At 73.6% G+C, this 25662-nt stretch carries 24 protein-coding genes and 1 pseudogene; 5 read left to right on the plus strand and 20 right to left on the minus strand.

The features are described 5' to 3' along the window. The first annotated feature begins 112 nt into the window (after positions 1 to 112). From J116_RS06600 to J116_RS06615, 4 genes are all read left to right on the plus strand, one after another. Positions 113 to 841 carry an ABC transporter ATP-binding protein gene (locus tag J116_RS06600; RefSeq protein ID WP_023586302.1) on the plus strand — a complete coding sequence of 243 codons (729 nt, stop codon included), beginning with the start codon at positions 113 to 115 and terminating at the stop codon, positions 839 to 841. Next, positions 823 to 2112: a hypothetical protein gene (locus J116_RS06605; protein ID WP_023586303.1), complete on the plus strand. Its 1290-nt coding sequence runs from the start codon at positions 823 to 825 to the stop codon at positions 2110 to 2112. Before J116_RS06600 ends, J116_RS06605 begins: the two co-directional genes overlap by 19 nt. A 21-nt stretch (positions 2113 to 2133) precedes the next feature. Further along, positions 2134 to 3249, plus strand: coding sequence for an LOG family protein (locus J116_RS06610; protein WP_023586304.1), 1116 nt, complete (start codon positions 2134 to 2136; stop codon positions 3247 to 3249). A gap of 148 nt (positions 3250 to 3397) precedes the next feature. After that, complete coding sequence (locus J116_RS06615) at positions 3398 to 4375, plus strand: hypothetical protein (RefSeq protein ID WP_023586305.1); 978 nt, start codon at positions 3398 to 3400, stop codon at positions 4373 to 4375. Positions 4376 to 4470: 95 nt separating this feature from the next. On the opposite strand, the gene J116_RS06620 is transcribed toward J116_RS06615, so the two are convergent. From J116_RS06620 to rpsB, 9 genes are all read right to left on the minus strand, one after another. After that, positions 4471 to 5499, minus strand: a complete 1029-nt coding sequence (locus J116_RS06620) for an ABC transporter ATP-binding protein (RefSeq protein ID WP_028963765.1) — start codon at positions 5497 to 5499, stop codon at positions 4471 to 4473. A 5-nt stretch (positions 5500 to 5504) separates the two neighbouring features. Continuing rightward, positions 5505 to 7127 carry an ABC transporter permease gene (locus tag J116_RS06625; protein ID WP_028963766.1) on the minus strand — a complete coding sequence of 541 codons (1623 nt, stop codon included), beginning with the start codon at positions 7125 to 7127 and terminating at the stop codon, positions 5505 to 5507. Positions 7128 to 7234: 107 nt separating this feature from the next. Next, positions 7235 to 8332 (minus strand): thiamine ABC transporter substrate-binding protein, encoded by a 1098-nt coding sequence (locus tag J116_RS06630; RefSeq protein ID WP_023586308.1) that lies wholly within the window; start codon positions 8330 to 8332, stop codon positions 7235 to 7237. Positions 8333 to 8634: 302 nt separating this feature from the next. Continuing rightward, the gene (rlmN, locus tag J116_RS06635) at positions 8635 to 9747 is read right to left on the minus strand and encodes a 23S rRNA (adenine(2503)-C(2))-methyltransferase RlmN (protein ID WP_023586309.1); all 1113 of its coding nucleotides are present in this window, start codon (positions 9745 to 9747) and stop codon (positions 8635 to 8637) included. A gap of 278 nt (positions 9748 to 10025) precedes the next feature. Then, positions 10026 to 11165, minus strand: coding sequence for a phosphatidate cytidylyltransferase (locus tag J116_RS06640; RefSeq protein WP_023586310.1), 1140 nt, complete (start codon positions 11163 to 11165; stop codon positions 10026 to 10028). After that, positions 11165 to 11722 carry a ribosome recycling factor gene (gene frr / locus J116_RS06645; RefSeq protein ID WP_023586311.1) on the minus strand — a complete coding sequence of 186 codons (558 nt, stop codon included), beginning with the start codon at positions 11720 to 11722 and terminating at the stop codon, positions 11165 to 11167. Before frr ends, J116_RS06640 begins: the two co-directional genes overlap by 1 nt. Before the next feature lie 127 nt (positions 11723 to 11849). Beyond that, positions 11850 to 12614: a UMP kinase gene (gene pyrH, locus J116_RS06650; protein ID WP_023586312.1), complete on the minus strand. Its 765-nt coding sequence runs from the start codon at positions 12612 to 12614 to the stop codon at positions 11850 to 11852. 155 nt (positions 12615 to 12769) lie between these two features. Then, positions 12770 to 13606 carry a translation elongation factor Ts gene (gene tsf / locus J116_RS06655; RefSeq protein WP_023586313.1) on the minus strand — a complete coding sequence of 279 codons (837 nt, stop codon included), beginning with the start codon at positions 13604 to 13606 and terminating at the stop codon, positions 12770 to 12772. Positions 13607 to 13753: 147 nt separating this feature from the next. Then, the gene (rpsB, locus tag J116_RS06660) at positions 13754 to 14668 is read right to left on the minus strand and encodes a 30S ribosomal protein S2 (RefSeq protein WP_023586314.1); all 915 of its coding nucleotides are present in this window, start codon (positions 14666 to 14668) and stop codon (positions 13754 to 13756) included. Positions 14669 to 14924: 256 nt separating this feature from the next. Here rpsB and J116_RS06665 point away from each other — a divergent pair, with 256 nt between their 5' ends. After that, positions 14925 to 15521, plus strand: a complete 597-nt coding sequence (locus tag J116_RS06665; RefSeq protein WP_023586315.1) for a murein hydrolase activator EnvC family protein — start codon at positions 14925 to 14927, stop codon at positions 15519 to 15521. A 69-nt stretch (positions 15522 to 15590) separates the two neighbouring features. Here J116_RS06665 and J116_RS06670 read toward each other — a convergent pair whose 3' ends face one another. From J116_RS06670 to lepB (J116_RS06720), 11 genes and pseudogenes are all read right to left on the minus strand, one after another. Further along, entirely contained in the window at positions 15591 to 16151 is a 561-nt protein-coding gene (locus J116_RS06670) for a TetR/AcrR family transcriptional regulator (protein WP_023586316.1), read from the minus strand. A gap of 72 nt (positions 16152 to 16223) precedes the next feature. Continuing rightward, positions 16224 to 17066 carry an RNA polymerase sigma factor WhiG gene (whiG, locus tag J116_RS06675; RefSeq protein ID WP_023586317.1) on the minus strand — a complete coding sequence of 281 codons (843 nt, stop codon included), beginning with the start codon at positions 17064 to 17066 and terminating at the stop codon, positions 16224 to 16226. Positions 17067 to 17298: 232 nt separating this feature from the next. After that, on the minus strand, positions 17299 to 18462 hold the full coding sequence (dprA, locus tag J116_RS06680; protein ID WP_023586318.1) for a DNA-processing protein DprA: 1164 nt from the start codon (positions 18460 to 18462) through the stop codon (positions 17299 to 17301). A gap of 430 nt (positions 18463 to 18892) precedes the next feature. After that, the gene (locus tag J116_RS06685) at positions 18893 to 20494 is read right to left on the minus strand and encodes a YifB family Mg chelatase-like AAA ATPase (protein ID WP_023586319.1); all 1602 of its coding nucleotides are present in this window, start codon (positions 20492 to 20494) and stop codon (positions 18893 to 18895) included. Next, entirely contained in the window at positions 20494 to 20856 is a 363-nt protein-coding gene (locus tag J116_RS06690; protein ID WP_023586320.1) for a YraN family protein, read from the minus strand. The genes J116_RS06685 and J116_RS06690 overlap by 1 nt, the downstream gene beginning before the upstream one ends. A gap of 117 nt (positions 20857 to 20973) precedes the next feature. Continuing rightward, positions 20974 to 21282, minus strand: a complete 309-nt coding sequence (locus J116_RS06695) for a DUF2469 domain-containing protein (protein WP_023586321.1) — start codon at positions 21280 to 21282, stop codon at positions 20974 to 20976. Between the two features lie 43 nt (positions 21283 to 21325). Next, the gene (locus J116_RS06700) at positions 21326 to 21844 is read right to left on the minus strand and encodes an NUDIX hydrolase (RefSeq protein ID WP_099048217.1); all 519 of its coding nucleotides are present in this window, start codon (positions 21842 to 21844) and stop codon (positions 21326 to 21328) included. A 151-nt stretch (positions 21845 to 21995) separates the two neighbouring features. Further along, on the minus strand, positions 21996 to 22832 hold the full coding sequence (gene lepB, locus J116_RS06705; protein ID WP_023586323.1) for a signal peptidase I: 837 nt from the start codon (positions 22830 to 22832) through the stop codon (positions 21996 to 21998). Positions 22833 to 22890: 58 nt separating this feature from the next. Next, positions 22891 to 23910, minus strand: a complete 1020-nt coding sequence (gene lepB / locus J116_RS30785) for a signal peptidase I (protein ID WP_051203669.1) — start codon at positions 23908 to 23910, stop codon at positions 22891 to 22893. Then, positions 23819 to 24884 (minus strand): annotated as a pseudogene (gene lepB / locus J116_RS30790) (signal peptidase I); the annotation flags it as partial. The pseudogene lepB (J116_RS30790) and the gene lepB (J116_RS30785), both read right to left, overlap by 92 nt. Next, the gene (gene lepB, locus J116_RS06720; RefSeq protein ID WP_023586325.1) at positions 24877 to 25629 is read right to left on the minus strand and encodes a signal peptidase I; all 753 of its coding nucleotides are present in this window, start codon (positions 25627 to 25629) and stop codon (positions 24877 to 24879) included. The gene lepB (J116_RS06720) and the pseudogene lepB (J116_RS30790), both read right to left, overlap by 8 nt. Positions 25630 to 25662: the final 33 nt, after the last annotated feature.

Genomic DNA, 25662 nt, shown 5'->3' on the forward strand with positions numbered 1-25662 from the left:
CCGTTTCCCGTTACGGCGGCATACCACCGGGGCCCGGCGGGCAACGTGTTATGTTCCGACCGGTTCGGGGGGACGTCCGTAGGCTCCGAGCTGCTCCGAGGGGATGAGGAACATGGTGGCCCCGCCCGACAACGACGTGCTGTGGGCGCGTTCCCTGCACCACAGTCACGACAACTCCCCCGCCCTACAAGGCGTCTCGCTCGGCGTCCGCGAGGGCGAGATCCTCGCCGTCCACGGGCCGCGCGGCTGCGGAAAAACGACACTGCTGCACTGCCTCTCCGGTCAGACCGTGGCCGAGGAGGGCGAGGTCTGGTTCAACAGCGCGCCCGTCCACACGATGAGCGCCCTCCAGCGGGAACGGCTCCGCCGCGACCGGTTCGCCTGGATCGACCCGCGGCCCACCCTCGTCCCCGAGCTGACCGCCTGGGAGAACGCCGCCCTGCCGCTGCTGCTGCGCGGCACCCCGCACCGGGCCGCCAAGGCCGCCGCCCTCGAATGGCTGGAGCGGCTCGACGTCGGCGCCTGCGCCAAGCGGCGGCCGCGCGCCCTGCTCCAGGCGCAGCGCCAGCGCGTCGCCGTGGCCCGCGCGCTGGCCGCCGAGCCGACCGTGCTGTTCGCCGACGAGCCCACCGCCGCCCTGCACACCGCGGACGGCCGGCAGGTGCTGCGCACCCTCACCGCCGCCGCGCGCTCCCACCGCATCACCGTCGTCCTCGCGACGTACGACGCCGACGTCGCCGCCCACGCCGACCGGAGCGTCGCCCTGCTCGACGGACGGCGCGTCAACTCCCTGACGGCCGACGAGGTGGAGGGGCGGGACGCGTGCTCGCTCTCCGTCTAGCCCGCGGCTCCCACCCCTTCCTCCTGCTGCGGCGCCTCCTGGTGGCCGCGGCGTCGGCGGGGGCGGGCTTCCTGCTGCTGTGCGCCCTCGCGTACGCCGTGGCGCACCCGGACCGGCCGTCCGCCTCCGCGCTGCGGCTCGCCTGGTGCGCGCTGCCGATGGCCGCCGCCGTGCACCTGGCGGTCGCCGTGGCCCGTACGGACCCGAGCACCCGGCCCCGGCCGGGGCTGTCGTCCATCGGGCTCGGCCCGGCCCGGCTCGCCGTCATCGCCGCCGCGTCGACCGCCGTCGCCTGCACGCTCGGCTCGACGCTCGCGCTGCTGTTCTTCCTGCACCTGCGCGGCGACCTGACCGGGCTGCCGTTCGACGGGGACGCCGCCGACCTGCTGGGCGGTGGGCAGCCGCTGCCCCTGCCGGCCGCGCTGACCCTGCTCGCGCTGGTCCCGGTGATCGCGTCCGCCGCCGTCGCGCTGACGCTGCGGCCGACGGGCTCGCTGTGGTCCCGCCGTACCCGCGGCGGCGAGGGCCGGGACGGTACGGGCGCCGCCCCCGCCGGAACCCACGCGCTCGGCGCGAACGCGGTCGGTACGGGGGCCCTGCGCACCGGCGCCGTACGCGCGGCCGTCCCGGGCGCCGTCCCCGCACGCGACCCGTTCGACCCCGTGCCCGCCCCCGCCGGCCTGCCCTGGGGCGTCGCCCTCATGGCGGCGGGCCTGGCGCTGGAGCTGTACGGGGCACGCGGCACCGGCGACGCCGTGCCCCTGCCCGGCGGCGTGCCCGGCAGCCCCGTCCCCGTGCTGGCGGGCTGGGCGCTCACCGCACTGGGTCTCGCCGTCGTCGGCCCCGGCCTCGCCCATCTGTGCGGGCGGCTCCTCCAGGCGTACCGGCCGGGCGCGACACGGCTCCTCGCGGGGCGCGGACTGATGGCGGAGGCCCGGCGGATCGGGCGGCCCCTCGGCGTGCTCTGCGCGGTCGTCGCCACCGGGCTCACCGCGAACACCCTGTACGCGCAGGCCGACACGCGCCCGTTCGGCCCCCTGTCGGGGCTGGGCGCGACGGTCGTCCTGGCGTGCGCGGCGGCGGCCCTGTTCACCGCCGTCGCGGAGGTGCGGCAGCAGCGGGCCGGCACGACCGCCGCGCTGCTGCGGCTGGGCGCCCCGGCGGCCGTGCTGCGCTCGGCTGCGCTGCTGCGCGGGGTGGTGCTGCTCGCCGGGTTCGCCCCGCTGACCTGGCTGGTGGCGGCCCTGACGGCCCTCCCGCTGCGGCCCTGACGCCTCGGCTACGTTGGGGGGATGGCGCACCTTCACCCTGACGGGCACCCACTGGAGATCCACACGCTCGACGCGTTCGACCGGGCCGTCGCGGGCGGCAGCCTGGTCGGGCGGCGGGTCCAGTCGCTGGACCTGACGGGCCGTACGCGGCAGCTGCTGGCCACCGACACGACCGCCGCCGTGTTCCTCGGCTGCCGTCTGGCGCCGGACGCGGCGGCGAAGGTCCGCACCGACGGGGCGCTGGTCTTCCCGCCCGTCCCCGACGTGCCGTTCGACCCGTACCGCGGCCTCCTCTACACGCCCGGCGAACTGTTCGAGGGCCTCGACCGGCACGGTTACGCGGCGACGCCGGACGCCCGGACGTACGCCTGGTTCCAGCGCACCCGGCAGGACGGGGACATCTTCGCGTCGATGCTGCGCGCGGTGCACGACGACGCCATGTCCGACGCGCTGGACGAGCGGCTCGCCGGGGTGCCGGTCGTCGGTGTGATGGGCGGCCACGCCATGGCGCGCGGCACCGACGCGTACGCGGGCGCCGCCCGGCTCGGCCGCGGCCTGACCCGCGCGGGGCTGACCGTGGCGACCGGCGGCGGTCCCGGCGCGATGGAGGCCGCCAACCTCGGCGCGTACGCGGCCCCGCACCCGGACGGGATGCTGGACGAGGCGCTGGCACTGCTCGGCAAGGAGCCCTCGTACGCCCCGTCGATCGGCGACTGGGCGCGCGCGGCGTTCGAGGTGCGCGCCCGCTGGCCGGAGGGCGGCGACTCGATCGGCATCCCGACCTGGTTCTACGGGCACGAGCCGCCGAACGCGTTCGCCGGGCACATCGCGAAGTACTTCGCCAACGCCACCCGCGAGGACGGCCTGCTGGCCCGCTGCACGGCGGGCGTCGTGTACCTGCCGGGCGCGGCGGGCACGGTCCAGGAGATCTTCGACAACGCGACCCCGAACTACTACATGTCGCGCGGGGAGCCCACCCCGATGGTGCTGGTCAACCGCACGCACTGGACCGAGCACCTCCCGGCCTGGCCGCTCCTGCGGGCGCTGGCGGAGGACCGCGCGATGGCGGCGAGGATCGCCCTGGTGGACACGGTGGAGGAGGCGGCTGACACCCTTCTGCGGCTGGCGGAACGCTGACGGCTGCGCCGGGTGGAGCGCTGCCACAACCGGCCGCCGCTCCCCCGCCGGACGGGGCCCCGCGGTACGGCGCCGCTCCCCCGCCCGGTGGAGCCGGACACTCCCGTGGGCCGACGCCCGGGCCGGTCCGGGCGGTGAGGCTGGCGGCATGCGACGGACGTGCTGGTGGGCGGCGTGGCCGTCCTGGGCGGGAAGCGCCGCCCTCGGGTGGAGCGCGCTGTACGCGGCGGGCGCGGCGCTGGCGGCGGTGACCGGCCCGGCGTTCGGATACGCCCTGCCGGTCGGCGCGGGCCGGGGCGCGGCGGCCGAGTGGGCGCTCGCCGCGCTGTACGGGGGCGCGGCGGTGGTGGCGTACGGGATGCGGCGGCGTCCTGGGCGCGCGTGGCCGGGCCGGGCGGCGTGGGCGGTGGTGGTGCTGTGCCTGACGTCCGGGTTCGGGTTCCTGCTGAGCCTGACGCGGGTGCTGTGGTTCCTCAGCCGGAACCAGCCGCCGATGGACTGGGCCGCGTGGGCGAACCAGGGCGTCGCCGTGACGGGCGCGGCACTGTGGCTGGCCGCCGCGCTGGCCCACCGGCGGCAGCGCCGGTGCGTGTGCGGCCGCTGCGGCGGCGCACGCGCGGACGGGGGCGCCTCCGTGGAGGCCCACCCGGCGCGGGCCGGGCTGGTCGCGGCCGCCGCGCCCGTCCCGTACACGGTGATGAAGACGGGCTGGGCGCTCGGCTGGACCGCCGGGTACACCGGCGAGGGCAGTCCGGGGCTCGACCCGCGCTACGCGAGCGACCTGGCGATCCGGCTGTACGCGCACGGGGTGGACGCGACCGCCGTACTGGCCGTCGCCGGCACGGGCCTGGCGCTGGCGCTCACCCGGTCGTGGAGCGCGCGGCCGGTGCGGGCGGCGCTGCTGGCGCTCGGGTGGGCCGGGGCGGCGGCGCTCGCCCCGTTCGGGGTGTTCCTGGCGGTGGCGGGGGCGCTGATGTGGGCCGGGGTGCTCGACATGGGGCTCGGCGACCACGCGCCGTGGGTGGTGCTCGTCGCGGACGGGGGCTTCTCGGTGTACGGGGTGGCACTGGGGCGCGCGACGGGGGCGTACCGCGCCCGCACCCGCCGCCCGTGCGCCCGGTGCTGACCGCCGCGCCGTGGCGCCCGCGCCCGCCGCCCGTGCGCCGCGCCTCGCCGGTGCGACCCGGTGCGCCCGGTCGCCCGGTGCCGGATCGTACGCGGTCAGCCCAGGACGACGACCTCGTCGGGGCCGAACGTCACCCCCACCGTGGCGCCCGGCTCCGGCGCGTCCCGCAGTCCGCACTCGGCCTCCAGTACGGGGCCGTCCCCGTCGGCGGGCCGCAGCAGGACCGCCACGTGGTGGCCCCGGAACGTACGCCCCTCGACCACGCAGCGCAGCCCGTCGGCCGGGTCGCCGAGCCGTACCCCGGCGGGCCGCACCAGCAGCCGCGCACCGCCCTGCGGGGTACCGGGCGGGACCGGGACCTTGCCCCACACCGTGTCGGCGGCGTCCCCGCTCACGGTCGCGGCGACCACGTTCTCGAAGCCCAGGAACCGCGCGACGAACTCCGACGCGGGCCGCTGCCACACCTCCAGCGGCGTGCCCGCCTGGGCGATCCGCCCCTCGTGCATGACGACCACCCGGTCGGCCAGCGCGAACGCCTCGCCCTGGTCGTGCGTGACGGCCAGCACCGTCGTGCCGAGCCGCCCGAAAAGCCCGCGCAACTCCGTGACCAGCCGCTCCCGCAGCCCCCGGTCGAGCTGGCCGAGCGGCTCGCCCCGCCTCAGCATCAGCAGCCGCGGGTTCGGGGCGAGCGCCCGGGCGAGCGCCACGCGCTGCTGCTCACCGCCGGACAGCGCGGCGACCGACCGGCGCCCGGCGCCCGGCAGGCCCACGAGGTCCAGCATCTCGGCGACCCGCGCGTCCCGCTCGGCGCGCGGCACGCCCCGCATCCGCAGCCCGAACGCGACGTTCCCGGCCACGTCCCGCTGCGGGAACAGCTGGTGGTCCTGGAACATCAGCCCGACCCCGCGCCGGTGCACGGGCACCCCCGCCTGGTCGGCGCCGGCCAGCAGCACCCGGCCCGCGTCGGCGGGCTGGAGCCCGGCCACCACCCGCAGCAGGGTGGACTTGCCGCTGCCGCTGGGCCCGAGGACGCAGACGATCTCGTGCTCGGCGACCGTCAGGTCCACCGCGTCCAGCGCGACGCGGGCGCCGAAGCGCACCGTGACGCCGTCCAGTCGAAGCAGCCTCGTCACAACTCCCCCTTGCGGTCCACCCGGACGCGTTCGAGCAGCAGCAGCGCGGCCGCGCACACCACCATCAGGATCGTGGACAGCGCCATCGCCTGCCCGTAGTTGAGCTCGCCTGGCCGGCCGAGCAGCCGCGCCACGGCCACCGGCAGCGTCGGGTGGTCGGCGCGCGCGATGAACACGGTCGCGCCGAACTCGCCGAGCGACACGGAGAACGCGAACCCGGCCGCCACCAGCAGCGCCCGCCGCACCATCGGCAGGTCCACCTCGCGCCACGCCCGCAGCGGCGACGCGCCCAGCACGGCCGCGGCCTCCCGCAGCCGCGCGTCCACCGCCCGCAGCACGGGCAGCATCGTCCGTACGACGAAGGGCACCCCCACCAGGGCCTGGGCGAGCGGCACCAGGATCCACGTCGAGCGCAGGTCCAGCGGCGGCTCGTCCAGCGCGATCAGGAAGCCGAAGCCCACGGTCACCGCGGACACGCCGAGCGGCAGCATGAGCAGCGCGTCGAACCCGCGCACCAGCCGCCCCGCACGCCGGGTGAGGGCCGCCGCCGCGAGCCCGCCGACGACGACGGCGATGGCGGTCGCGGCGAGCGCGAACTCCAGCGAGTTCCACACGGCCTGGAGCGGCGGGACGACGAACGTGCCGCCGCTCGCCTCCGCCGACCGCAGCGCCCGGTAGAAGCCGAGCCCGCCGGACGCGTCCAGCGAGCGGGCGACGAGCACCCCGAGCGGCAGCACCAGCAGCAGGGCGATGGAGGCGAGGACGCCGCCGAGGAGCGCCCACTGCCCGGCGCCGCGCGGCCGGCGCGCGGTGCCCGCCGGGTCCACCAGCCGCAGCGCGGTCTCCCGGCGCCGTACGGTCCAGGCGTGCAGGGCGAGGACGCAGGCGACGGCGGCGAACTGGACGAGGGTGAGCACGGCGGCGGTCGGCAGGTCCAGGAGCTGCGCGGTCTGCCGGTAGATCTCCGCCTCCAGCGTCCGGTACGCGGGCCCGCCGAGGATCACGACGACACCGAACGAGGTGTACGTGAAGAGGAACACCATCAGCGCGGCGGCGGCGACCGCCGGGCCGAGCGCCGGCAGCGTCACCCGCCGCCAGGCGGCGAACCGGGACGCGCCGAGGACCCGCGCGGCCTCCTCCTGCCGGGGGTCGAGCTGCGCCCACAGCCCGCCGACCGTGCGGACGACGACGGCGTAGTTGAAGAAGACGTGCGCGAGGAGGATCGCCCACACGGTCGTGTCGAGGCGTACGCCCCACAGCTCGTCCAGGAGCCCGCCGCGCCCGAGGAGCGCGAGGAACGCGGTGCCCACGACGACGGTCGGCAGCACGAACGGCACGGTGACCACCGCCCGCAGCGCCTGCTTGCCGGGGAAGTCGAAGCGGGCGAGGACATACGCGCCGGGGAGCGCCACCAGCAGGGTGAGCGCCGTCGAGGCGAGCGCCTGCCAGGTGGTGAACCACAGCACGTCGAGGACGTCCGGCTGGGCCAGCACCTCGCCGATCCGCCCGAACTGCCAGCCCTCGTCGCTCTTCAGCCCGCGCCCGACGATGGCGGCGACCGGGTAGGCGAAGAACACCGCGAAGAACGCGGCGGGCAGCAGGACGAGCGCCCCGCGCACCGCCCCGCCCCGGACCCGCGCCGCACGAGCGGCACGGGCGGCGGCCGGGGCCTCCTTCACCGGGGCCTCCTTCACCGGACCGCCCTTCGCCGGGCGGTCCTCGGCGGCTACTTCAGGACGAGGGACGACCACGACTTGATCCACTGGTCGCGGTTCTCGGCGATCTTCCCGGGCGCCAGGGTCAGCGGCTTGTCGATGACCACGCCGTGCTTCGTGAACAGCTCGGGCAGCACGGCGTCCTTCGCGACCGGGTGCACGAACATGTTCAGCGGCATGTCCTCCTGGAACTGCTTGCCGATCAGGAAGTCGATGAGGGCCTTGCCGCCGTCCTGGTTCGCGGCGCCCTTGAGGAGCCCGGCGAACTCGATCTGCCGGAAGCAGGTGCCGGTGGACACCCCGGTCGGCGCCTCGGCGGGCTTCGGCTCGCCGTAGAGGACCTCGACGGGCGGGCTGGAGGCGTACGAGACGACGAGCGGCCGGTCGGCCTTGGCCTTCTTGCCGCCGGCCGAGCCGGAGAACTCCTGGTTGTAGGCGATCTCCCAGCTGTCGACGACCTTGACGCCGTTGTCCCTCAGCTTCTTCCAGTAGCCCTGCCAGCCCCCGTCGCCGTACGCGGCGGCCGTGCCGAGCAGGAAGCCCAGGCCGGGGGACGACCGCTCCGGGTTCTCCACGACGAGGAGGTCCTCGTAGGCGGGCTTCGCCAGGTCGTCGAGGGTCTGCGGCGGGGCGAGCTTCTTGTCGGCGAAGTACTTCTTGTCGTAGTTGACGCAGATGTCGCCGTAGTCGACCGGGGTGACGCGGTGCTCGTCCTTGTCGAGCTGGAGCGCGGGGTCCACCCGGTCGAGGCCCTTCGCCTCGTACGGCTCGAACAGGCCGTTGTCGAGGGCGCGGGAGAGCGTGGTGTTGTCCACGCCGAAGAAGACGTCCCCCTGCGGGGCGCCCTTGGTCAGGACGGCCTTGTTGACCGCCTCGACGGCGTCGCCGCTCTTGAGGACCTTGACCGTGTAGCCGGTCTTCTTGGTGAACTCCTTCAGCACGGCGTCGGACGCGGCGAACGAGTCGTGGCTGACGAGCGTGACGGTCTTGGACTTGCCGCTGTCGGCCTTGTCACCCGACGCGCCGGAACCGCCCCCGCAGGCGGTGAGCGTCACGGCGCCCAGCGCGGTGGCTACCGCGCCCGCGGTGATCTTCTTGGTGGTGCTCACTGATTTCCTCCTGGGTGTGACCAGGAAGAGACGCGGCCCTGCCCGCCGCGGGCGCGGCGGGCAGGGCGCAACAGCTCGAGTAACGACCGAACTCCCTACCCAGAATGACCTGGGCGAGGTTCAGAGGGTCTGCGGTCTGACGGTCACCGCACTCTCAGCGCTGTGGCGCTCCCCTGTCGGAATATCCAGATGTTCGAGCTCAGACTACATCGGGGCGATTTTCGGTCACCCCTGGAGGCCGTACGCACGACCACGGGCACGGTCCCTCGGAGGCCGCACGGCGGCCGCGCGGGCAGCCGCGGTCAGCGCTCGGCGGCGGCGAGCTGGCCGCAGGCGCCGTCGATCTCCTGGCCCCGGGTGTCGCGGACCGTGACCGGGACGCCGTGCGCGGCGATGGCCTCCACGAACGCCTTCTCGTCCTCGGGACGGGACGCCGTCCACTTGGAGCCCGGCGTCGGGTTGAGCGGGATCAGGTTGACGTGGACCCGCTTGCCCTTGAGGAGCCGGCCGAGGAGGTCGCCGCGCCACGCCTGGTCGTTGATGTCGCGGATCAGCGCGTACTCGATGGAGACGCGGCGGCCGGACTTCTCGGCGTACTCCCACGCGGCGTCGAGGACCTCGCGGACCTTCCAGCGCGTGTTGACCGGGACGAGCGTGTCGCGCAGCTCGTCGTCCGGAGCGTGCAGCGACACGGCGAGGCGGCACTTGAAGCCCTCGTCGGCGAAGCGGAGCATCGCGGGGACGAGGCCGACCGTGGAGACGGTGATGCCGCGCTGCGACAGGCCCAGGCCGTCGGGCTCGGGGTCGGTGAGGCGGCGGATGGCGCCGACGACCCGGTTGTAGTTGGCCAGCGGCTCGCCCATGCCCATGAAGACGATGTTCGACAGCCGCGCGGGCCCGCCGGGGACCTCGCCGTCGCGCAGGGCGCGCATGCCGTCGACGATCTGGTGGACGATCTCGGCGGTGGACAGGTTCCGGTCGAGCCCGGCCTGCCCGGTGGCGCAGAACGGGCAGTTCATCCCGCAGCCCGCCTGCGACGAGATGCACATGGTGACGCGGTCGGGGTAGCGCATCAGCACCGACTCGACGAGTGTCCCGTCGTGCAGCCGCCACAGCGTCTTGCGGGTCGTGTCGTTGTCGCACGAGATGTGCCGGACGACGCTCATCAGCTCCGGCAGCAGCTCACCGGCGAGCTTCTCGCGGGAGGCGGCGGGGATGTCGGTCCACTCGGCGGGGTCGTGGGCGTACCGCGCGAAGTAGTGCTGGGACAGCTGCTTGGCGCGGAACGGCTTCTCGCCGATGGCGGCGACGGCCTCCTTGCGCTCGGCGGGCGTGAGGTCGGCGAGGTGCCGCGGCGGCTTCTTGGCTCCGCGGGGCGCGACGAAAGTGAGTTCTCCGGGAACTGGACGGGCCACGATTGAGCGTCTCCTCAGGACGACGAGGTCTGGCAACCCCGCGTCGGCGGGGACGACGGCAGCACATGCCGAAGCCAGGAGACCTCACTGGACCATCCCCGCCGCAGCAGGGACTACTAGGGCCCGCACCGACCAGGACGCTGTCCGACACGGCAGCTCCCTGAAGGCACGGGCCCTTCCAGGGTACCTGCTGCCTTTCCGTTGCCTCCTGAAACGTACGAGGCCCGCCGTCCCGGGGGACGGCGGGCCTCGTACGACTCGCGCGGCGCTCGCGGCGGCTACCCGGCGCCGACGAAGGCCACCAGCAGCAGCCAGACGACCGGTGCCGTCGGGAGCAGGGAGTCGAGGCGGTCCATGATGCCGCCGTGGCCCGGCAGCAGGGTGCCCATGTCCTTGATGCCCAGGTCCCGCTTGATCATGGACTCGCCCAGGTCGCCCAGCGTGGCGCTGACCGCGACGGCGAGGCCCAGGAGCAGGCCCTGCCACCAGGTGCCGCCGTCGACCAGGAGCTGCATGCACAGCGCGCCGGCGACCATCGCGAAGCCGACCGCGCCGAACAGGCCCTCGCGGGTCTTGCCGGGGCTGATCCGCGGCGCCAGCTTGTGCTTGCCGAACCGCCATCCGACCGCGTACGCGCCCGTGTCGCTGACGATCGTCAGCACGAGGAACGTCAGGACCCGCTCGGGCCCGTCGTCCGCCGCCAGCATCAGCGCGACGAACGTCGCCAGGAACGGCACGTAGAAGGCGGCGAACACACCGGCCGTGACGTCCTTGAGGTAGCCCTCGGGGGGCTGCGCCATCCGCCAGACGAGCACGGCGAGCGCGGTGAGCGCCATCGCCACCCAGGCGCCCTCGGCTCCGCGCACGTACCCGGCGACGACCATCGCCGCGCCGCCGACGGCGAGCGGGACGAGCGGCGCCTTGATGCCCTTGCACTCGTGGAGGCGGCTGGTCAGCTCCCACAGGCCGACGACGACGGCGAGCGCTATCACGCCGACGAAGACGGCCTTCTGGATGAACAGCGACGCGACGATCACCGCGCCGAGGCCGACGCCGACCCCTATGGCGGCCCGCAGGTCGCGCCCGGCCTGCTTCCTCTGCCTCTGCGGCTTGGGCTGCCTGTGCTGCTGCCTGTGCTGGGAACGACCCTGCGGCTCGGCGGGCTCCGGCTGTTCCGAGGGCATGGGCTCCTGCGGCATCTCGTCACGGAACAGGGGACCGCTCAGCCGAGCGGCCCCCCGGTCATGGTCGTCCTGGTCTCCGCCGGCGGGGAGGTCGGGCACGATGGGCATGGGCCGAGTCTGCTGCGCGGCGTGCTCATCGCGGGCGGGACCCGCCGGGGCTGCCGGAGCCCGCCCCTGGTCGGGCGGACCCCAGTATCCGCCTCGTGGCGGGGCCCCCCGGGAAGCGTCGTTCATCAGACCTCGAGCAGCTCTGCTTCCTTGTGCTTCAGCAGCTCGTCCACCTGCGCGACGTACTTCGCGGTGGTGTCGTCGAGCTCCTTCTCCGCACGACGGCCCTCGTCCTCACCGACCTCGCCGTCCTTGACGAACTTGTCGATGGTCTCCTTGGCCTTGCGGCGGACGGAGCGGATCGAGATCTTGGCGTCCTCGCCCTTGCCCTTGGCGACCTTGATGTACTCCCGGCGGCGCTCCTCGGTGAGCTCGGGGAAGACCACCCGGATGATGTTGCCGTCGTTCGTCGGGTTGACGCCCAGGTCGGAGTCGCGGATGGCCTGCTCGATGTTCCGCAGCGCGGTCTTGTCGAACGGGGTCACCACGGCCATGCGCGGCTCCGGCACCGAGAAGGAGGCCAGCTGGTTGATCGGCGTGAGGGCACCGTAGTAGTCGGCCACGATCTTGTTGAACATGGCCGGGTGCGCACGCCCGGTGCGGATCGCGGCGAAGTCCTCCTTGGCGACCACGACGGCCTTCTCCATTTTCTCCTCGGCTTCGAGGAGGGTCTCTTCGATCACCACTTGCTCCTGCGTGTCTTGGGTTTGTCCCTGCGTGCACCACGGCCGCGGAACCTGCGTCGCGTCTTCTCCTGCACGGTGTCCGACCGGCAGGGCTTTGTCCATCCCCGGCTGGGGCGACCCGGGGTCAGTCCCGGGTGCCCTGGTCGCTCACGAGCGTGCCGATCTTCTCACCCTTCACGGCGCGCGCGATATTGCCCGCGGTGAGGAGTTCGAAGACGAGGATCGGCAGCTTGTTGTCGCGGCAGAGAGTGATGGCGGTGGCGTCGGCGACCTTGAGGTCGCGAGCGATCACCTCGCCGTACTCCAGGGCGTCGAACTTCACGGCGTCCGGGTTGGTCTTCGGGTCGGAGTCGTAGACCCCGTCGACCCCGTTCTTGCCCATGAGGAGGGCCTCGGCGTCGATCTCCAGGGCGCGCTGGGCGGCGGTGGTGTCGGTGGAGAAGTACGGCATGCCCATACCGGCGCCGAAGATCACGACGCGGCCCTTCTCCAGGTGGCGCACGGCGCGCAGCGGGATGTAGGGCTCGGCGACCTGGCCCATGGTGATCGCGGTCTGGACGCGGGACTGGATGCCCTCCTTCTCCAGGAAGTCCTGGAGGGCGAGGCAGTTCATGACCGTGCCCAGCATGCCCATGTAGTCGGAGCGGGCCCGGTCCATGCCGCGCTGCTGGAGCTCGGCGCCGCGGAAGAAGTTGCCGCCGCCGATGACGATCGCGATCTGCGCGCCGTCGCGGACGACCGCGGCGATCTCGCGGGCCATGGCGTGTACGACGTCGGGATCGACGCCGAGGCCGCCGCCGCCGGAGAACGCCTCGCCGGACAGCTTCAGAAGGAAGCGGCCGGCCTTTTTACCGGTGTTGTCGTCGCCCTGTGCGGCGCCCTGATTCATTGGAGATCTCCTCGTGCACATACGAAGAAGGCCATTGCCGTGGGTGTGGGTGTCCCTGTGCGGCAATGGCCTCCTCGTCAGATCTGCGGTCGTCCGGCGCGTACGCGGACGACTGCGGCGACCCTATCGGGGTCCGGTGTCCGTCGTGTACGGACTCAGATGCCGACCTTGATGCGCGCGAAGCGCTTCAGGGTGACACCGGCCTCGTCCAGGATCTGCTGAACGGACTTCTTGTTGTCGAGCGCGTACGGCTGGCCGAGCAGCGTCGCGTCCTTGAAGAAGCCGTTGAGGCGACCCTCGACGATCTTCGGCAGCGCGGCCTCGGGCTTGCCCTCGGCGCGGGTGGTCTCCTCGGCGACGCGACGCTCGGCCTCGACGACCTCGGCCGGGACGTCCTCCTTGGAGAGGTACTTCGGGGCGAACGCGGCGATGTGCTGCGCGACGCCCTTGGCGACCTCGGCGTTCTCCTTGTCGAGCTCGACGAGGACACCGATCTGCGGGGGCAGGTCGGGCATCGTGCGGTGCATGTACGCCGTGACGTAGCCGCCGGAGAACTGCGCGAAGCGGTCCAGGACGATCTTCTCGCCCAGGTTGGCGTTGGCCTCGTCCACGAACGCCTGCACGGTCTTGCCGGGCTCGATCTCGGAGGCGAGCAGCGCCTCGATGTCGGCCGGGCTGGTGGCGGCGACGTGCTGGGCGAGCTGGTTGGCGACCGACTGGAACTTCTCGCCCTTGGCGACGAAGTCCGTCTCGCACTTCAGCTCGACGATGACACCGGAGGTGTTGTCGTCGGCGATCAGGGAGACGACGGCACCGTTCTCGGCGGAGCGGCCCTCGCGCTTGGCGACGCCCTTCTGGCCCTTGATGCGCAGGGCCTCGACGGCCTTGTCGACGTTGCCGCCGGACTCGTCGAGCGCCTTCTTGCAGTCCATCATGCCGGCGCCGGTGAGCTCGCGGAGCTTCTTGACGTCAGCGGCGGTGTAGTTCGCCATGATCTGTGAATCTCTCTCGAAGTCTGGAAGATCTACCAGGATCTATGGGGTGACGGAGGGGGCTTGTGGCCCCCTCCGTCAACGACCGGACCGGGCGGTCGGACCGGGCTCTGTGGCCCGGTCCTCGCTACCGGTCAGGACCGCTGGTCAGGCCTGCTCGGCCTCGGCGGCGGGGGCCTCGGCAGCCGGGGCCTCGGCAGCCGGGGCCTCGGCAGCCGGGGCCTCGGCAGCCGGGGCCTCGGCAGCCGGGGCCTCGGCGGGCTTCTCGGCCTCGTCGGCCTTCTTCTCGCCCTCGAGGAGGTCGCGCTCCCACTCGGCGAGCGGCTCGCCGACGGCCTTGTCGCCCGGCTTGCTGTCGCCGGTCGCGACGCCGGAGCGGGCGATGAGGCCCTCGGCGACGGCGTCGGCGATCACGCGGGTGAGCAGGGTGACGGAGCGGATCGCGTCGTCGTTGCCCGGGATCTTGTAGTCGACCTCGTCCGGGTCGCAGTTGGTGTCGAGGATCGCGACGACCGGGATGTTGAGCTTGCGCGCCTCGCCGACGGCGATGTGCTCCTTCTTGGTGTCCACGATCCAGACGGCGCTGGGCACCTTCTGCATGTCGCGGATACCACCGAGGGTCTTCTCCAGCTTGGCCTTCTCGCGCGAGAGGACCAGGAGCTCCTTCTTGGTGAGGCCGGAGGCGGCCACGTCCTCGAAGTCGATGGCCTCAAGCTCCTTGAGGCGCTGGAGGCGCTTGTACACGGTGGAGAAGTTGGTGAGCATGCCGCCCAGCCAGCGCTGGTTGACGTACGGCATGCCGACGCGGGTCGCCTGCTCGGCGATGGCCTCCTGCGCCTGCTTCTTCGTGCCGACGAACATGATGGAGCCGCCGTGCGCGACGGTCTCCTTGACGAACTCGTAGGCGCGGTCGATGTACGACAGCGACTGGAGCAGGTCGATGATGTAGATGCCGTTGCGCTCGGTGAAGATGAAGCGCTTCATCTTCGGGTTCCAGCGACGGGTCTGGTGACCGAAGTGGACGCCGCTCTCCAGCAGCTCCCGCATCGTGACGACGGCCATGGCCGTATCTCCTTGGTTTGTCGGTTGTTTCCTGACGCCCCGGCGCGCTGCTGCCACGAATGGACCGAGGAGCGCTGCCACGGCCGGTGAGGGCGGTGGCGGGGCGTGCGAAGTCGACCCGGTGGCCCGGGTCGCCGTAAGAAGTGTACGGGACCTGGGCACCAGCGGGTGACGGCGCTGTCCACAAGCTCCGCCGCCGTCCACAGATCAGGGACGTGATCCACCCGGGCGGGCGGTTCAACGGCACAGTGCGTACATGAACCGACGCTTTCCGTACGCCACCACCCTGGCGCTCCTGTTGCTGGTGGCCGCCCTGGCGTACCCGGCCGCCACCGCACCCGCGCGCCTCGGCGCGGCGAACGCCGCCTCGGCCCCGTCGCCGCCCGCGCCGCACAGCGGGCTGCCGGTTGCGGGCGCGGTGTGGCCACTGGGGCCACCGAGGGCGGTGGTGGTACGGGGCTGGGAGCCGCCCGTGTCGGCGTACGGGCGCGGGCACCGGGGCGTGGACCTGGCGGCGCCGCCGGGCACGCGGGTGCGGGCCGCGGCGGGCGGGCGGGTGTCGTTCGCCGGGGCGGTGGCGGGGCGGGGCGTCCTGGTGGTGACGCTGGCGGCACCCCCGGGAGCGGTGCCGCTGAGGGTCACGTACGAGCCGGTGCGGGCGGCGGTGGAGGCCGGGACGGTGGTGGCGTCGGGGCAGGTGGTCGCGGTGACGGCCCCCGACGCGGCGTCGCACTGCGCGGGTACCTGCCTGCACTGGGGCCTGAGGCGCGGCGACACCTACCTGGACCCGCTGTCACTGCTGCCACGCCACCTCCGGCTGCGCCCGCCCTCCCGCCTGCTGCCCGTCCGGTGAGGCCCGGGGGCGGGAGGAGCGGCCGGGCCCGCCACAGGGGCGGGCGGGGGGTTGGTCGGCCGGGTGGGCTCAGGGGTGGGTGACGCCGCGCAGGGCGACGGCGACGGCCGTGTCGGCGATGGCGCCCGGGTCCTCGGCGGCGCCGAGTTCGATACGGCGGACGGCCGCGTCGACGACACCCTGGAGCAGCATCGCGGCGAGCCGGGGCTCGGGCTGGCCGAGGTCGGCGAGCGCCTCCACGATGATCGCGACGAGGCCGCCGTGCGCGGCGCGGATCTTCTCGCGGGCGCCGTCGTCCAGTTCGCTGGCGGAGATGGCGACGACGGCGCGGTGCCGCCGGTCGCCGACGAGCTCCAGCTGACGGCGTACGTACGCCTCGACCTTCGCCTCGGGCGTGGCCGCCCGGTCCATGGCGGCCTCGACCTCCGCCGCCCAGACGGGGAAGTCCACCGCGCACAGCTCCTCGACCACGGCGGCGCGGGAGCGGAAGTACTCGTACACCGACGACCGGGCGAGGCCGGTGCGTTCGGCGAGGGCGGGGAAGGTCAGCGCCTCCGTGCCGCCCTCGGACAGCAGGGAGCGCGCCGCATCCAGCAGGGCGGCGCGCTGCATCGTCCGGTGCTCGGCCACGGAGGCCGCTCGAATCCTTGGCACGGGTCCCACTGTACGGCCGCCCGTTCGACCTCGGGGGGCCGTCCCCGGTCAGCGTCCGACATCCGCCAGCTTCGCCCTGAGCTGGAGGACGGACTTGGTGTGGATCTGGCTGACGCGGCTCTCCGTGACGCCCAGGACGTTGCCGATCTCGGCGAGGGTGAGGCCCTCGTAGTAGTAGAGCGTGACGACTGTCTTCTCCCGCTCGGGCAGCGTGTTGATGGCGCGGGCGAGCAGCCGCCGCAGCTCGCGGCCCTCGGCGACCTCCACAGGGTCGTCGGCCGCGGTGTCCTCCAGGGTGTCCATGAGGCTGAGGCGGTCGCCGCTCTCCCCGCCGACGTGCAGCAGTTCCTCCAGGGCGACGACGTTGGCGAGGGACAGCTGGCTGAAAACCGCGTGGAGGTCCTCGACGGGGATGCCCATCTCGGCGGCGACCTCGCTTTCGGAGGGCGTGCGCCGCAACTGCGCCTCCAGCGTGGCGTAGGCGCGCTCCACGGCCCTGGCCTTCTGGCGGACGGAGCGGGGAATCCAGTCCAGGGCTCGCAGCTCGTCGATCATGGCGCCGCGGATGCGAGTGATCGCGTACGTCTCGAACTTGATCGACCGGTCGATGTCGAACTTCTCGATCGCGTCGATCAGGCCGAAGACCCCGGAGGAGAGGAAGTCGGCCTGTTCGACGTTGGACGGCAGGCCGACGCTGACCCGGCCCGCCACGTACTTCACGAGGGGCGAGTAGTGCAGGATCAGCTGTTCCCGCAGCCGCTCGTCGCCCGTGTCCTTGTACGACCGCCACAGCTCGTCCAGCGACGAGGGTGCGGCCGGCCGCACGCTGACCCGGGGGGCAGCGGGCGGCGGAACCGCAGCGCGGTCGGACCCGGAGGTGTGCTGGGGCATGCGTCGCCTTGAGCCGTTCTGCCGTCGTGAGCGGGGATGAATCGGGGGTAGCGGTGAGCGTAGCGTGACTGGGCCGTTGCGGTGAGCGAAGGTGAGGGGATCGTCCGTAGGCGGGTTCACGCCATCGGCCGCATCTTCGAATGGGGGCAGCGGTTCGCCTGCGGGCGCCTCCGCCGCCCCCGGGGGAGCGAAGCGGGTCATCGGGTTCACCTTTTCACCCGATTGCTCCAGGTCAAGGACCGCCTCGCCGGGTGTTCGGGTGGCGTCCCGCCAAGGTGGTCAACCGCCAGCCGTCGCCCTGCCGTTCGACGTGTCCGAGGGAGTGCAGCTCGTACAGTCGGCCGAGCGCGTCGTCAACGCCCGTCCCGGCGTTCGCCGCGACGTCGGACACGCTCGCGCTCCGGCCGGGCGGCGGGAGCGCGTCGAGCACCCGTGCGGTGACGGGGTCGAGCAGGTCCCTCGGGACGACGGGACCGCGCCGGTCGGGGGCCAGCTCCCCGATGTCGCCCACCAGTTCGGCGATCTCGTCGGCGTCGGTGACCAGGACGGCGCCGCCGCGCAACAGTTCATGGACACCGGCGGAGTACTTGCTGGTCGCGGCGCCGGGCACCCCTATCGTGTGACGGCCGAGCCGTTGCGCGTCGCGCGCCGTGGCGAGCGCGCCGCTGCGGTACGCGGCCTCGACCACCACGGTGCCCCGGGTGAGGGCGGCGATGACGCGGTTGCGCAGCAGGAACCGTCCCGGCGTGGGATGGTCGCCGGGCGGCAACTCCCCCACCACCAGGCCCTGCTGGGCGATGCGCCCGATCAGCTGGGCGTGGCCGCGCGGGTAGGCGACGTCGACACCGCAGGCGAGCACGGCGACCGTGGCGCCTTCCGCGCCGAGGGCGCCCCGGTGTGCGGCGCCGTCCACCCCGAACGCCGCGCCGGAGACGACGACCCAGCCCCGCTCGGCGAGCCCTCCGCCGAGCAGGGCCGCCATGTGCGCCCCGTAGGACGTGCAGGCGCGGGAGCCGACGACGGCGACGGAACGCAGCGCCCACCGCCGCAGGTCGGCGAGGCCCCGCACCCACAGGCCCACGGGTCTCGCGTCCCCGAGGTCGTCGAGCTGGCTGGGCCACTCGGCGTCACCGGGGACGAGGAACCGCCCGCCGAGCGCCCCGATCGCCTCCAGGTCCTGACGGGGCCTCACCCTGGCCACCCGCGTCAGATACCCCTGGAGGCGCCGCTCGCTCGCCCCGGTGAGCGCCCCTCGGCGGTACGGCTGCGCGCTGAGCCGCCGCAGCAGCTCCACCGCGCCCAGCTCGCGCAGCCACCGCCCCGCGAGTTCGTCCCCCGGCTCGATCACCCGGCACAGCGCCGCCCGCGCGACCCGCTCCTCCTCCGTCACCATCATCCCGGCACCCCCGTACCCGTCACCCGAACCTCCCCCGGCACGCCCTCCACGTGCTGCCCCCGGCCCGCCGCCGACCACGGCCCCGGCGCACCCCGCGCCCATACGACCCGAGACCCAGCCGTCTCCCGTACCGCGTCGGCGCCACCGGCCCCGGCGTCCGACGCACCCGCGTCGCCGGGCCGCGGCGCGCCCATGTCCCGATGCGCCTCGGACCTGCGCTGCGGCGGCGCCGGTACGGAGTCCCGCCCACCCGCCGGCTCCCCACCCGCCTGGGCGTCCCGCCTTGACGGTGCGTGTTCTTCCGCGCGCCGCACCAGCGGCCCCGGCTCGGCAGGCGGCCCTGGCTCGGCGGTCGGCCGGAGCGCGGCGGTCGATACAGGGCCCGCGGGTGGACCGGGTGCCGGAGTCGGCGAGGGCTCGGGCAGGGGCGTCACAGCGAGCCCCCGACCGGTACGCCTCGGGAGATGCCGGTGCGGAGCTCCAGGGCGAGGTTGACGTCGCCCGCGTCGGGGCGGCCCCGGCCTGCCAGGTCGGCGAGGGTCCAGGCGGTGCGAAGGACCCGGTCGAGGCCGCGGGCGGTGAGCAAACCGCGCTCGAGGTCGCGCTCGGCGGCTGCCAGGGCGCCGGGGGCCGGGTGCCAGCGGGTGCGCAGCTCATGGCCGGGCACCTCGGCGTTACGGGTCCACGGCGTGCCGATCAGCCGGGCGGCGGCGCGCTCCCTGGCGGCGTGGACGCGGGCGGCGACGGCGGCGCTGGGCTCGCCGTTCGCGGCCAGCAGGTCGGCTCGGCTGACCGGCTCCACCTCGACGCGCAGGTCGACGCGGTCCAGCAGCGGCCCCGACAGGCGGGACTGGTAGCGGCGGATCACCGACGAGGGGCACTCGCAGCTGTCCCCCTGGGTGCTGTGCCGCCCGCACGGGCAAGGGTTCGCGGCGAGGACCATCAGGAACCGCGCCGGGAGCCGCACCACTCCGGCGGCGCGCGCCACGACCACCTGGCCGGACTCCAGCGGCTGCCGCAGCGCGTCCAGGGTTTTGCCCGAGAACTCCGGCGCCTCGTCCAAGAAGAGCACGCCACGGTGTGCCAACGAGACGGCGCCCGGGCGCGGCAGTCCGTTGCCGCCGCCGACCAGGGACTGCATCGTCGCCGAGTGGTGCGGCGCGCAGTACGGGGCCCGGCTCACCAGGGGCTTGCCCGGCGGGAGGATGCCGGCCACCGAGTGGACGGCGGTCACCTCCAGCGACTCCCCGCGCGTCAGCGGCGGCAGCAGGCCGGGCAGCCGCTCGGCCAGCATGGTCTTGCCCGCGCCGGGCGGTCCCGACAGGAACAGATGGTGACCGCCCGCCGCGGCGACCTCCAGGGCGAGCCGGGCGGCCCGCTGTCCGGCGACGTCCGCCAGGTCGGGGCTGTCGCCCGGATCGCCGGCCAGTCCCGTGCCGGACCCGGCGCCGGGCACCACGAGCCCGGCCAGCATCGGGTCGGGCCTGCCCTCCTCGTCGGGCTCCTCCTCGGGCACGGGCGCGTCGGTGAGGATCGCGACCAGCTGGCGCAGGCTCCGTACCCCGAGCACGGACACACCCGGCACCAGCGACGCCTCCCCCGCCGTCTGCTCGGGCACGACCACGTGCTCGTACCCGGCCTCGGCGGCGGCCAGGACCGCGGGCAGCACGCCCCGCACCGGCCTGACACGGCCGTCGAGGCCCAGCTCCCCGATGAGGACGAGGTCGGCGATGGTCCGCGGGTCGATCAGCTCGGCCGCCGCCATCACCGCGCAAGCGACGGCCAAATCGAAACTGGAACCCGCCTTGGGCACGGACGCGGGGCTCAGCCCTACCGTCAGCTTCTTCTGCGGCCACTCCGCCCCGGAGTTGACCATGGCGGCCCGCACCCGGTCGCGGCTCTCCGACAGGCTCTTGTCCGGCAGGCCGACCAGCGTGAACGCCGCGACGCCCGGCTCCAGGTCCGCTTGGACCTCCACCACCACGCCGTCAACACCGACCAGCGCCACCGAACACGTCCGGGCGAACCCCATCAGGCCACCCCCCGCACATGCTGGACGACGGGCGCGCCCCGCCGGGGCAGCACCACACCGATCAGATCGATGCGGACGCCTCCCGGCGGTGGGCCGCCGTGCCGGTCGAGCCAGCACGCGGCGAGTCTCCTCAGCCGGTCCGCCTTGGCGGCCGTCACCGCGGCGAGCGGATGCTGGAAGTCGCCCGCTCGGCGGGTCTTCACCTCGCAGACCACCACGGCGTCGCCGTCGCGGGCGACGATGTCGATCTCTCCGGCGCGCCCGCAGCGCCAGTTCCTGGCGAGGACGGACATGCCCGCCTCGCCGAGCCGGCGTACCGCCAGCCTCTCCCCGTACTGTCCGAGTGCCCCCGTGGCGTTCATCTCGGCACCACCTCCGGCACCGACTGTGCCGCCTCGGGCGCTCAGATGTGGATCTTGGTGGGCGGGCCGGTGGACAACTGGCCCACTGTGGAAAACCCGGTCACCCGTACGGGTGGATCAGCTGCTCGGGAGCTCCAGATCCGATTTGTTCAGCTCCTCGATGTTCACGTCCTTGAACGTGAGCACGCGTACCTGTTTGACGAAGCGGGCCGGCCGATACATGTCCCAGACCCACGCGTCCGCCATCGACACCTCGAAGAAGACCTCGCCGTGCACGGAGTGCACCTGCATCTCGTAGTCGTTCGTCAGGTAGAAGCGCCGCTCGGTCTCGATGACGTATTTGAACAGCCCGACGACGTCGCGGTACTCCCGGTAGAGCTTCAGCTCCATCTCGGTTTCGTACTTCTCGAGGTCCTCGGCGCTCATGGCATGTTCCCCTTCAGCCGTGCGTGCCCCCATTGTGCGCCAGTCATCCGTACCCCTGGACGATTTCCGGGGACAGTACGACCGGCGCGGGCGGCGGGCCCTCGTCGAGCAGCGTGCGCAGCAGCCCGGCGAGTCGTGTCGGGTACACCGTCTCACGGGCCGCCGACAGTTCGGCGGAGGTCCACCACCTCAGCCCCGCGACGCTGCGGGTCTCCAGTTCGGTGAGGCTGTCGCCCAGGACGGCGGTTGTGCGCCCGGTACGGGCCAGGAAGTACCACTCGTCCTGGTTCCAGCGGCGACCGGCGAACGGGAACGAGCACATCCGCCGCCACAGCACCGGCCCCAGCTCGACGTCCGTGATCCCGGTCTCCTCCGCCAGCTCGCGCAGCGCGGCCTCCTCGCGGGTCTCGTCGCCCTCGACCCCGCCGCCCGGGGTGAACCACCAGGTCAGCGCGGGGTTGTCCGGCTCGTAGCCGTGCAGGAGGAGAATCCGGTCGTCGGGGTCGAGCAGCACGACCCGCGCCACCCGCCGCACCTCGCCCGGCGGCAGCCCCCCGTACACCGAGTCCCCGGCCCCCTCGGGCGCCCCTGCGGCCGCCCCGGCCACCTCGTACGGCGGCTCCTCGCCCGGCTCGTCCGGGCGCCGCTCCCCCGGCCCTCGTCCGGTTCCGTCCCTCACCTGCACCTCGGCACCTCCCACACCGCGCCCACCGTCAGTCACGCGCCGCCGCTCCACCCGACGGCCGGGATCCGGCAGCCCCGGCCCCCGGTCCCGAAGCGCCCGGCCCCGAAGCGCCCGGCTTCGAAGCGCCCGGCCCGGACCGCGACCGCGACCCCAGCCGCGCCAGCGGGCCGTAGGCCGCGCCGGCCAGGACCAGTGCCGCGCCGGACGCCACGGCCCACGCCAGAGGCCGTACGGGCCCGGGCTCCGACACCCCGCCCGGCAGCGCGGCGAAGCCCCGCGGCCGGTCGATGACGGCGATCCCGTCCACCGGCCACACGACGGCGTCCAGCCGGGCCGTGACGGCGCTGCGGGGTACCGATCCCTTGCCCGCGTCCTGGAGGTGGACCCGCGAGTCCTGGGAGCTGGCGCGCTGGTCGCCGAGGAGGAACAGGTGCCCGTCCGGCACCGTCGCGGTGAACTCGGTCGGCGACGCGGCCTCCTTGCCGCCCCAGCCCTGCGTGTTCAGGTACGGCTCGCGTACGGGCCGCCCGTTGACGGTGAGCCGTCCGTCCGCGTCGCAGCAGGCGATCTTGTCGCCGTCCACGCCGACGACCCGCTTGATCATGGGCATGTTGCCCCAGTCAGGGTCCGTGAAGACGACGATGTCGCCGCGCCTCACCTCGGAACCGTCGATCCGCTGGGCAAGTACGCGGTCGCCCGATGTGACCGTCGGGTGCATCGATTCGGTGGGCACCGTGTAGGGCCGGTACAGCACCGCTCCCCAGACGAAACCGCCGAGGAACAGCACACAGCCGACGGCCACGACCAGCCCCGACAGCACGCTGCCGAGCCGGCCGTGGCCGCCCGTACGCATCTTTCCGCCCATCCCAGCGCTCCCCGCTCAGGAGATCGAGTGCTCCGGGACGGCACCCTACCCGCGCCCGCTACCGGGCGGTAAGCCTCGCGAGGGCCCGCTCACCGGCCGCCTCGGTGAGCCGGCGGCGACGCCACAGCACCAGCGGCAGCGCGCCCGCCAGGCCCAGGGCGCCCGGTCCGACGGCGGCCGCGGCGGCGGCGCTCAGCCCGGGCTGGTCGAACGTGTCCGGGACCGGCAGGGTCGCCCAGCGGTCGAGCGGCCAGGGGACGAAGACGGCGCGGCCGACGACCTTCTCGTTGGAGATCGTGCCCTCGCCCGGGAGCTCCTGGTGGTAGCGGGAGTCCAGCGAGTTCTGCCGGTTGTCGCCCATCACCCAGATGCGGCCGTCGGGGACCTTCACCGGGCCGAACGGCTCGTCGTCGCACGGCGTGGAGCCCGGGTACAGGTACGAGGTCTCGTCCAGCGTCTTGCCGTTGACGTGGACCTTGCCGCCCTTCTTGCACTCCACCGTGTCGCCGCCGACCGCGATGACCCGCTTGATCAGGTTCTGCTGGTCGGCGGCGGGCATCAGGCCGATGAAGCTCAGGAACCGCTGAAGCGGGTTCGGCTCGGGCGCGGGCTCGTTGAGCCAGCCGCCCGGGTCCTCGAAGACGACGACCTCGCCGCGCTCGGGCTCGGAGCCGAACCACGGGGTCAGCTTGTCCACCAGTACCCGGTCGCCGCGCTTGAGCGTGTCCATCATCGACTCGGACGGGATGGAGAACGCCTGGACCAGGAAGGTCTTGATCAGCAGCGCCAGCACCAGGGCGATACCGACCAGCAGCGGCAGCTCCTTCCAGAAGGAGCGCTGCTTCCTCGGCTGCGGCCGGTCGTGCTCGCCGCCGTCCACGGTGTCGTCGTCGTCCACGCTGTCGCCCTCGGCGTTGTCGGCGCTCCTCGCGCCGGTCACTTGCGGCGCGTCCCCCCGGACGGCCGCGCTTTCGGTCACGCCCGGGGCGGGCGTCCCGCCCGGGCCGGGGGACGGGTCCGCGAGCTGCCCGCGCCCCTTCTCCGGCTCGTCGCGTCCGGATCGTGCGCCGACCGCCAGATCCCCCACATCCACTCCTCAGTCCGTGCTCTCGCCCGCCCCCGAAGCAGGGGAAGGCCCACCACTCCCATAACGAGCGGGAGTTCCGCAGGGGTCGGGAGCCGTAGCGATCCATTCGCGTACCAGGGGGACACACTATGCGACGCGCCGAGCGCCGACGCCGCCCCGGGCGGCGCGTCAGGGACGGCGTCGAAGGCCCCGCCGTCGCCCAGGCGCCGCCAGTGCCCGAACGGCCAGGCGATCACGAAAGCACGCCCTACGACCTGCTTCTCCGCGATGGTGCCCTGCCCGGCCTCGTTCAGATGGAAGCGGGAGTCGGCGGAGTCGGAGCGGTGGTCGCCGAGGACGAAGAGCCGTCCCTCGGGCACCTTCACGTCGAAGGGGATCCGCGAGGGTTCGTTGCCCGGATGGAGGTACGGCTCGTCCACAGGCACGCCGTTGACGGTCACGCGCCCCTCGGCGTCGCAGCACTTGACGGTGTCCCCGCCGACGGCCACGACCCGCTTGATGAGGTCCTGCTCGTCGTCGGACGGCAGCAGCCCGATGAAGGTGAGCCCCTGCTTGATCTGGGCGATGACGACCGGGTCGTCGTCCGGCGGGGTCTGCTCGGCCTGGAGCCAGCCGCCGGGGTCCTGGAACACGACGACGTCGCCGCGCTCGGGCTTCGACCCGAACCAGGGCGTCAGCTTGTCCACCAGGACCCGGTCGTCGATGCGGATCGTCTGCTCCATGGAGCCGGACGGGATGACGAAGGCCTGCACCAGGAAGGTCTTCAGGATCAGCGCGATGGCCACCGCGACGCCGATGAGGAGCGGGACCTCCTTGATCGCGGACCGGCGCCTGCGCCGCTTCACCTTGCGGGCCAGCCTGCGCCGCTCGGCGCGGCCGGGCAGCGGGCGGCCGTTCGTGGGCCGCGAACCGGTGGGCAGCCTCGTGTCCGCGCGGTGCCCGCCGCGCCGGCCGCGGCTACCCATGGCCGCCACCCGGGCCCGGAGCCTCCGGTACGGCGCCGAAGGCACCCGTCGGGTCGATGCCGGACCAGCGGCGGGCGGGCCAGCCGATCCAGTCGGCGCGGCCGATCACCATGTCCTCGGGAACCATCCCGCCGCCCGGGGCGCCCAGGTGGTCACGGGAGTCGCGGGACTGGCTGCGGTGGTCGCCCATGACCCACAGGGTCCCGTCCGGCACCACGATGTCGAACCGTACCTGGGAGGGCGCGTCGCCGGGGTGCAGATACCCCTCGTCGACGGGTACGCCGTTCACCTCGATCCTGCCCTCCTTGTCGCAGCACGTCACCCGGTCGCCCCCGACGCCGACGACGCGCTTGACGAAGTCGGTGTCGTCGGGCTCCGCGAGGCCCAGCGCCGAGGCGGCGCCGTGCAGGAGCGCGGTGACCGGGTTCTCCTCTGGAACGATACGGACGAAGGAGCCGGTTCCGTCGAAGACGATGACGTCGCCGCGCGCGGGGCGGTCGCCGAAGCGGTACGCCAGCTTGTTGACGATCACGCGGTCGCCGACCTGGAGCGTGGGCTGCATCGACCGGCTGGGAATCTGGAACGGCTGGATGACGAAGTGACCGAGGAGCAGCATGCCGACGGCCCAGGCGGCGCCGATCAGACCGGTGGTGCGCCAGGAAAGCGCGAAGCGCGACCTCCGCTCCGGATGCCTTTCGGCGTCGGGAGGGAGGTCGCGCTCCGTGTGCGTGGCTTCGGTGTCCATCGGGGGCAGAGCCTAACCGGCCGCCCTGTGAGG

The sequence above is a fragment of the Streptomyces thermolilacinus SPC6 genome (assembly GCF_000478605.2).
Classification (GTDB): domain Bacteria; phylum Actinomycetota; class Actinomycetes; order Streptomycetales; family Streptomycetaceae; genus Streptomyces; species Streptomyces thermolilacinus.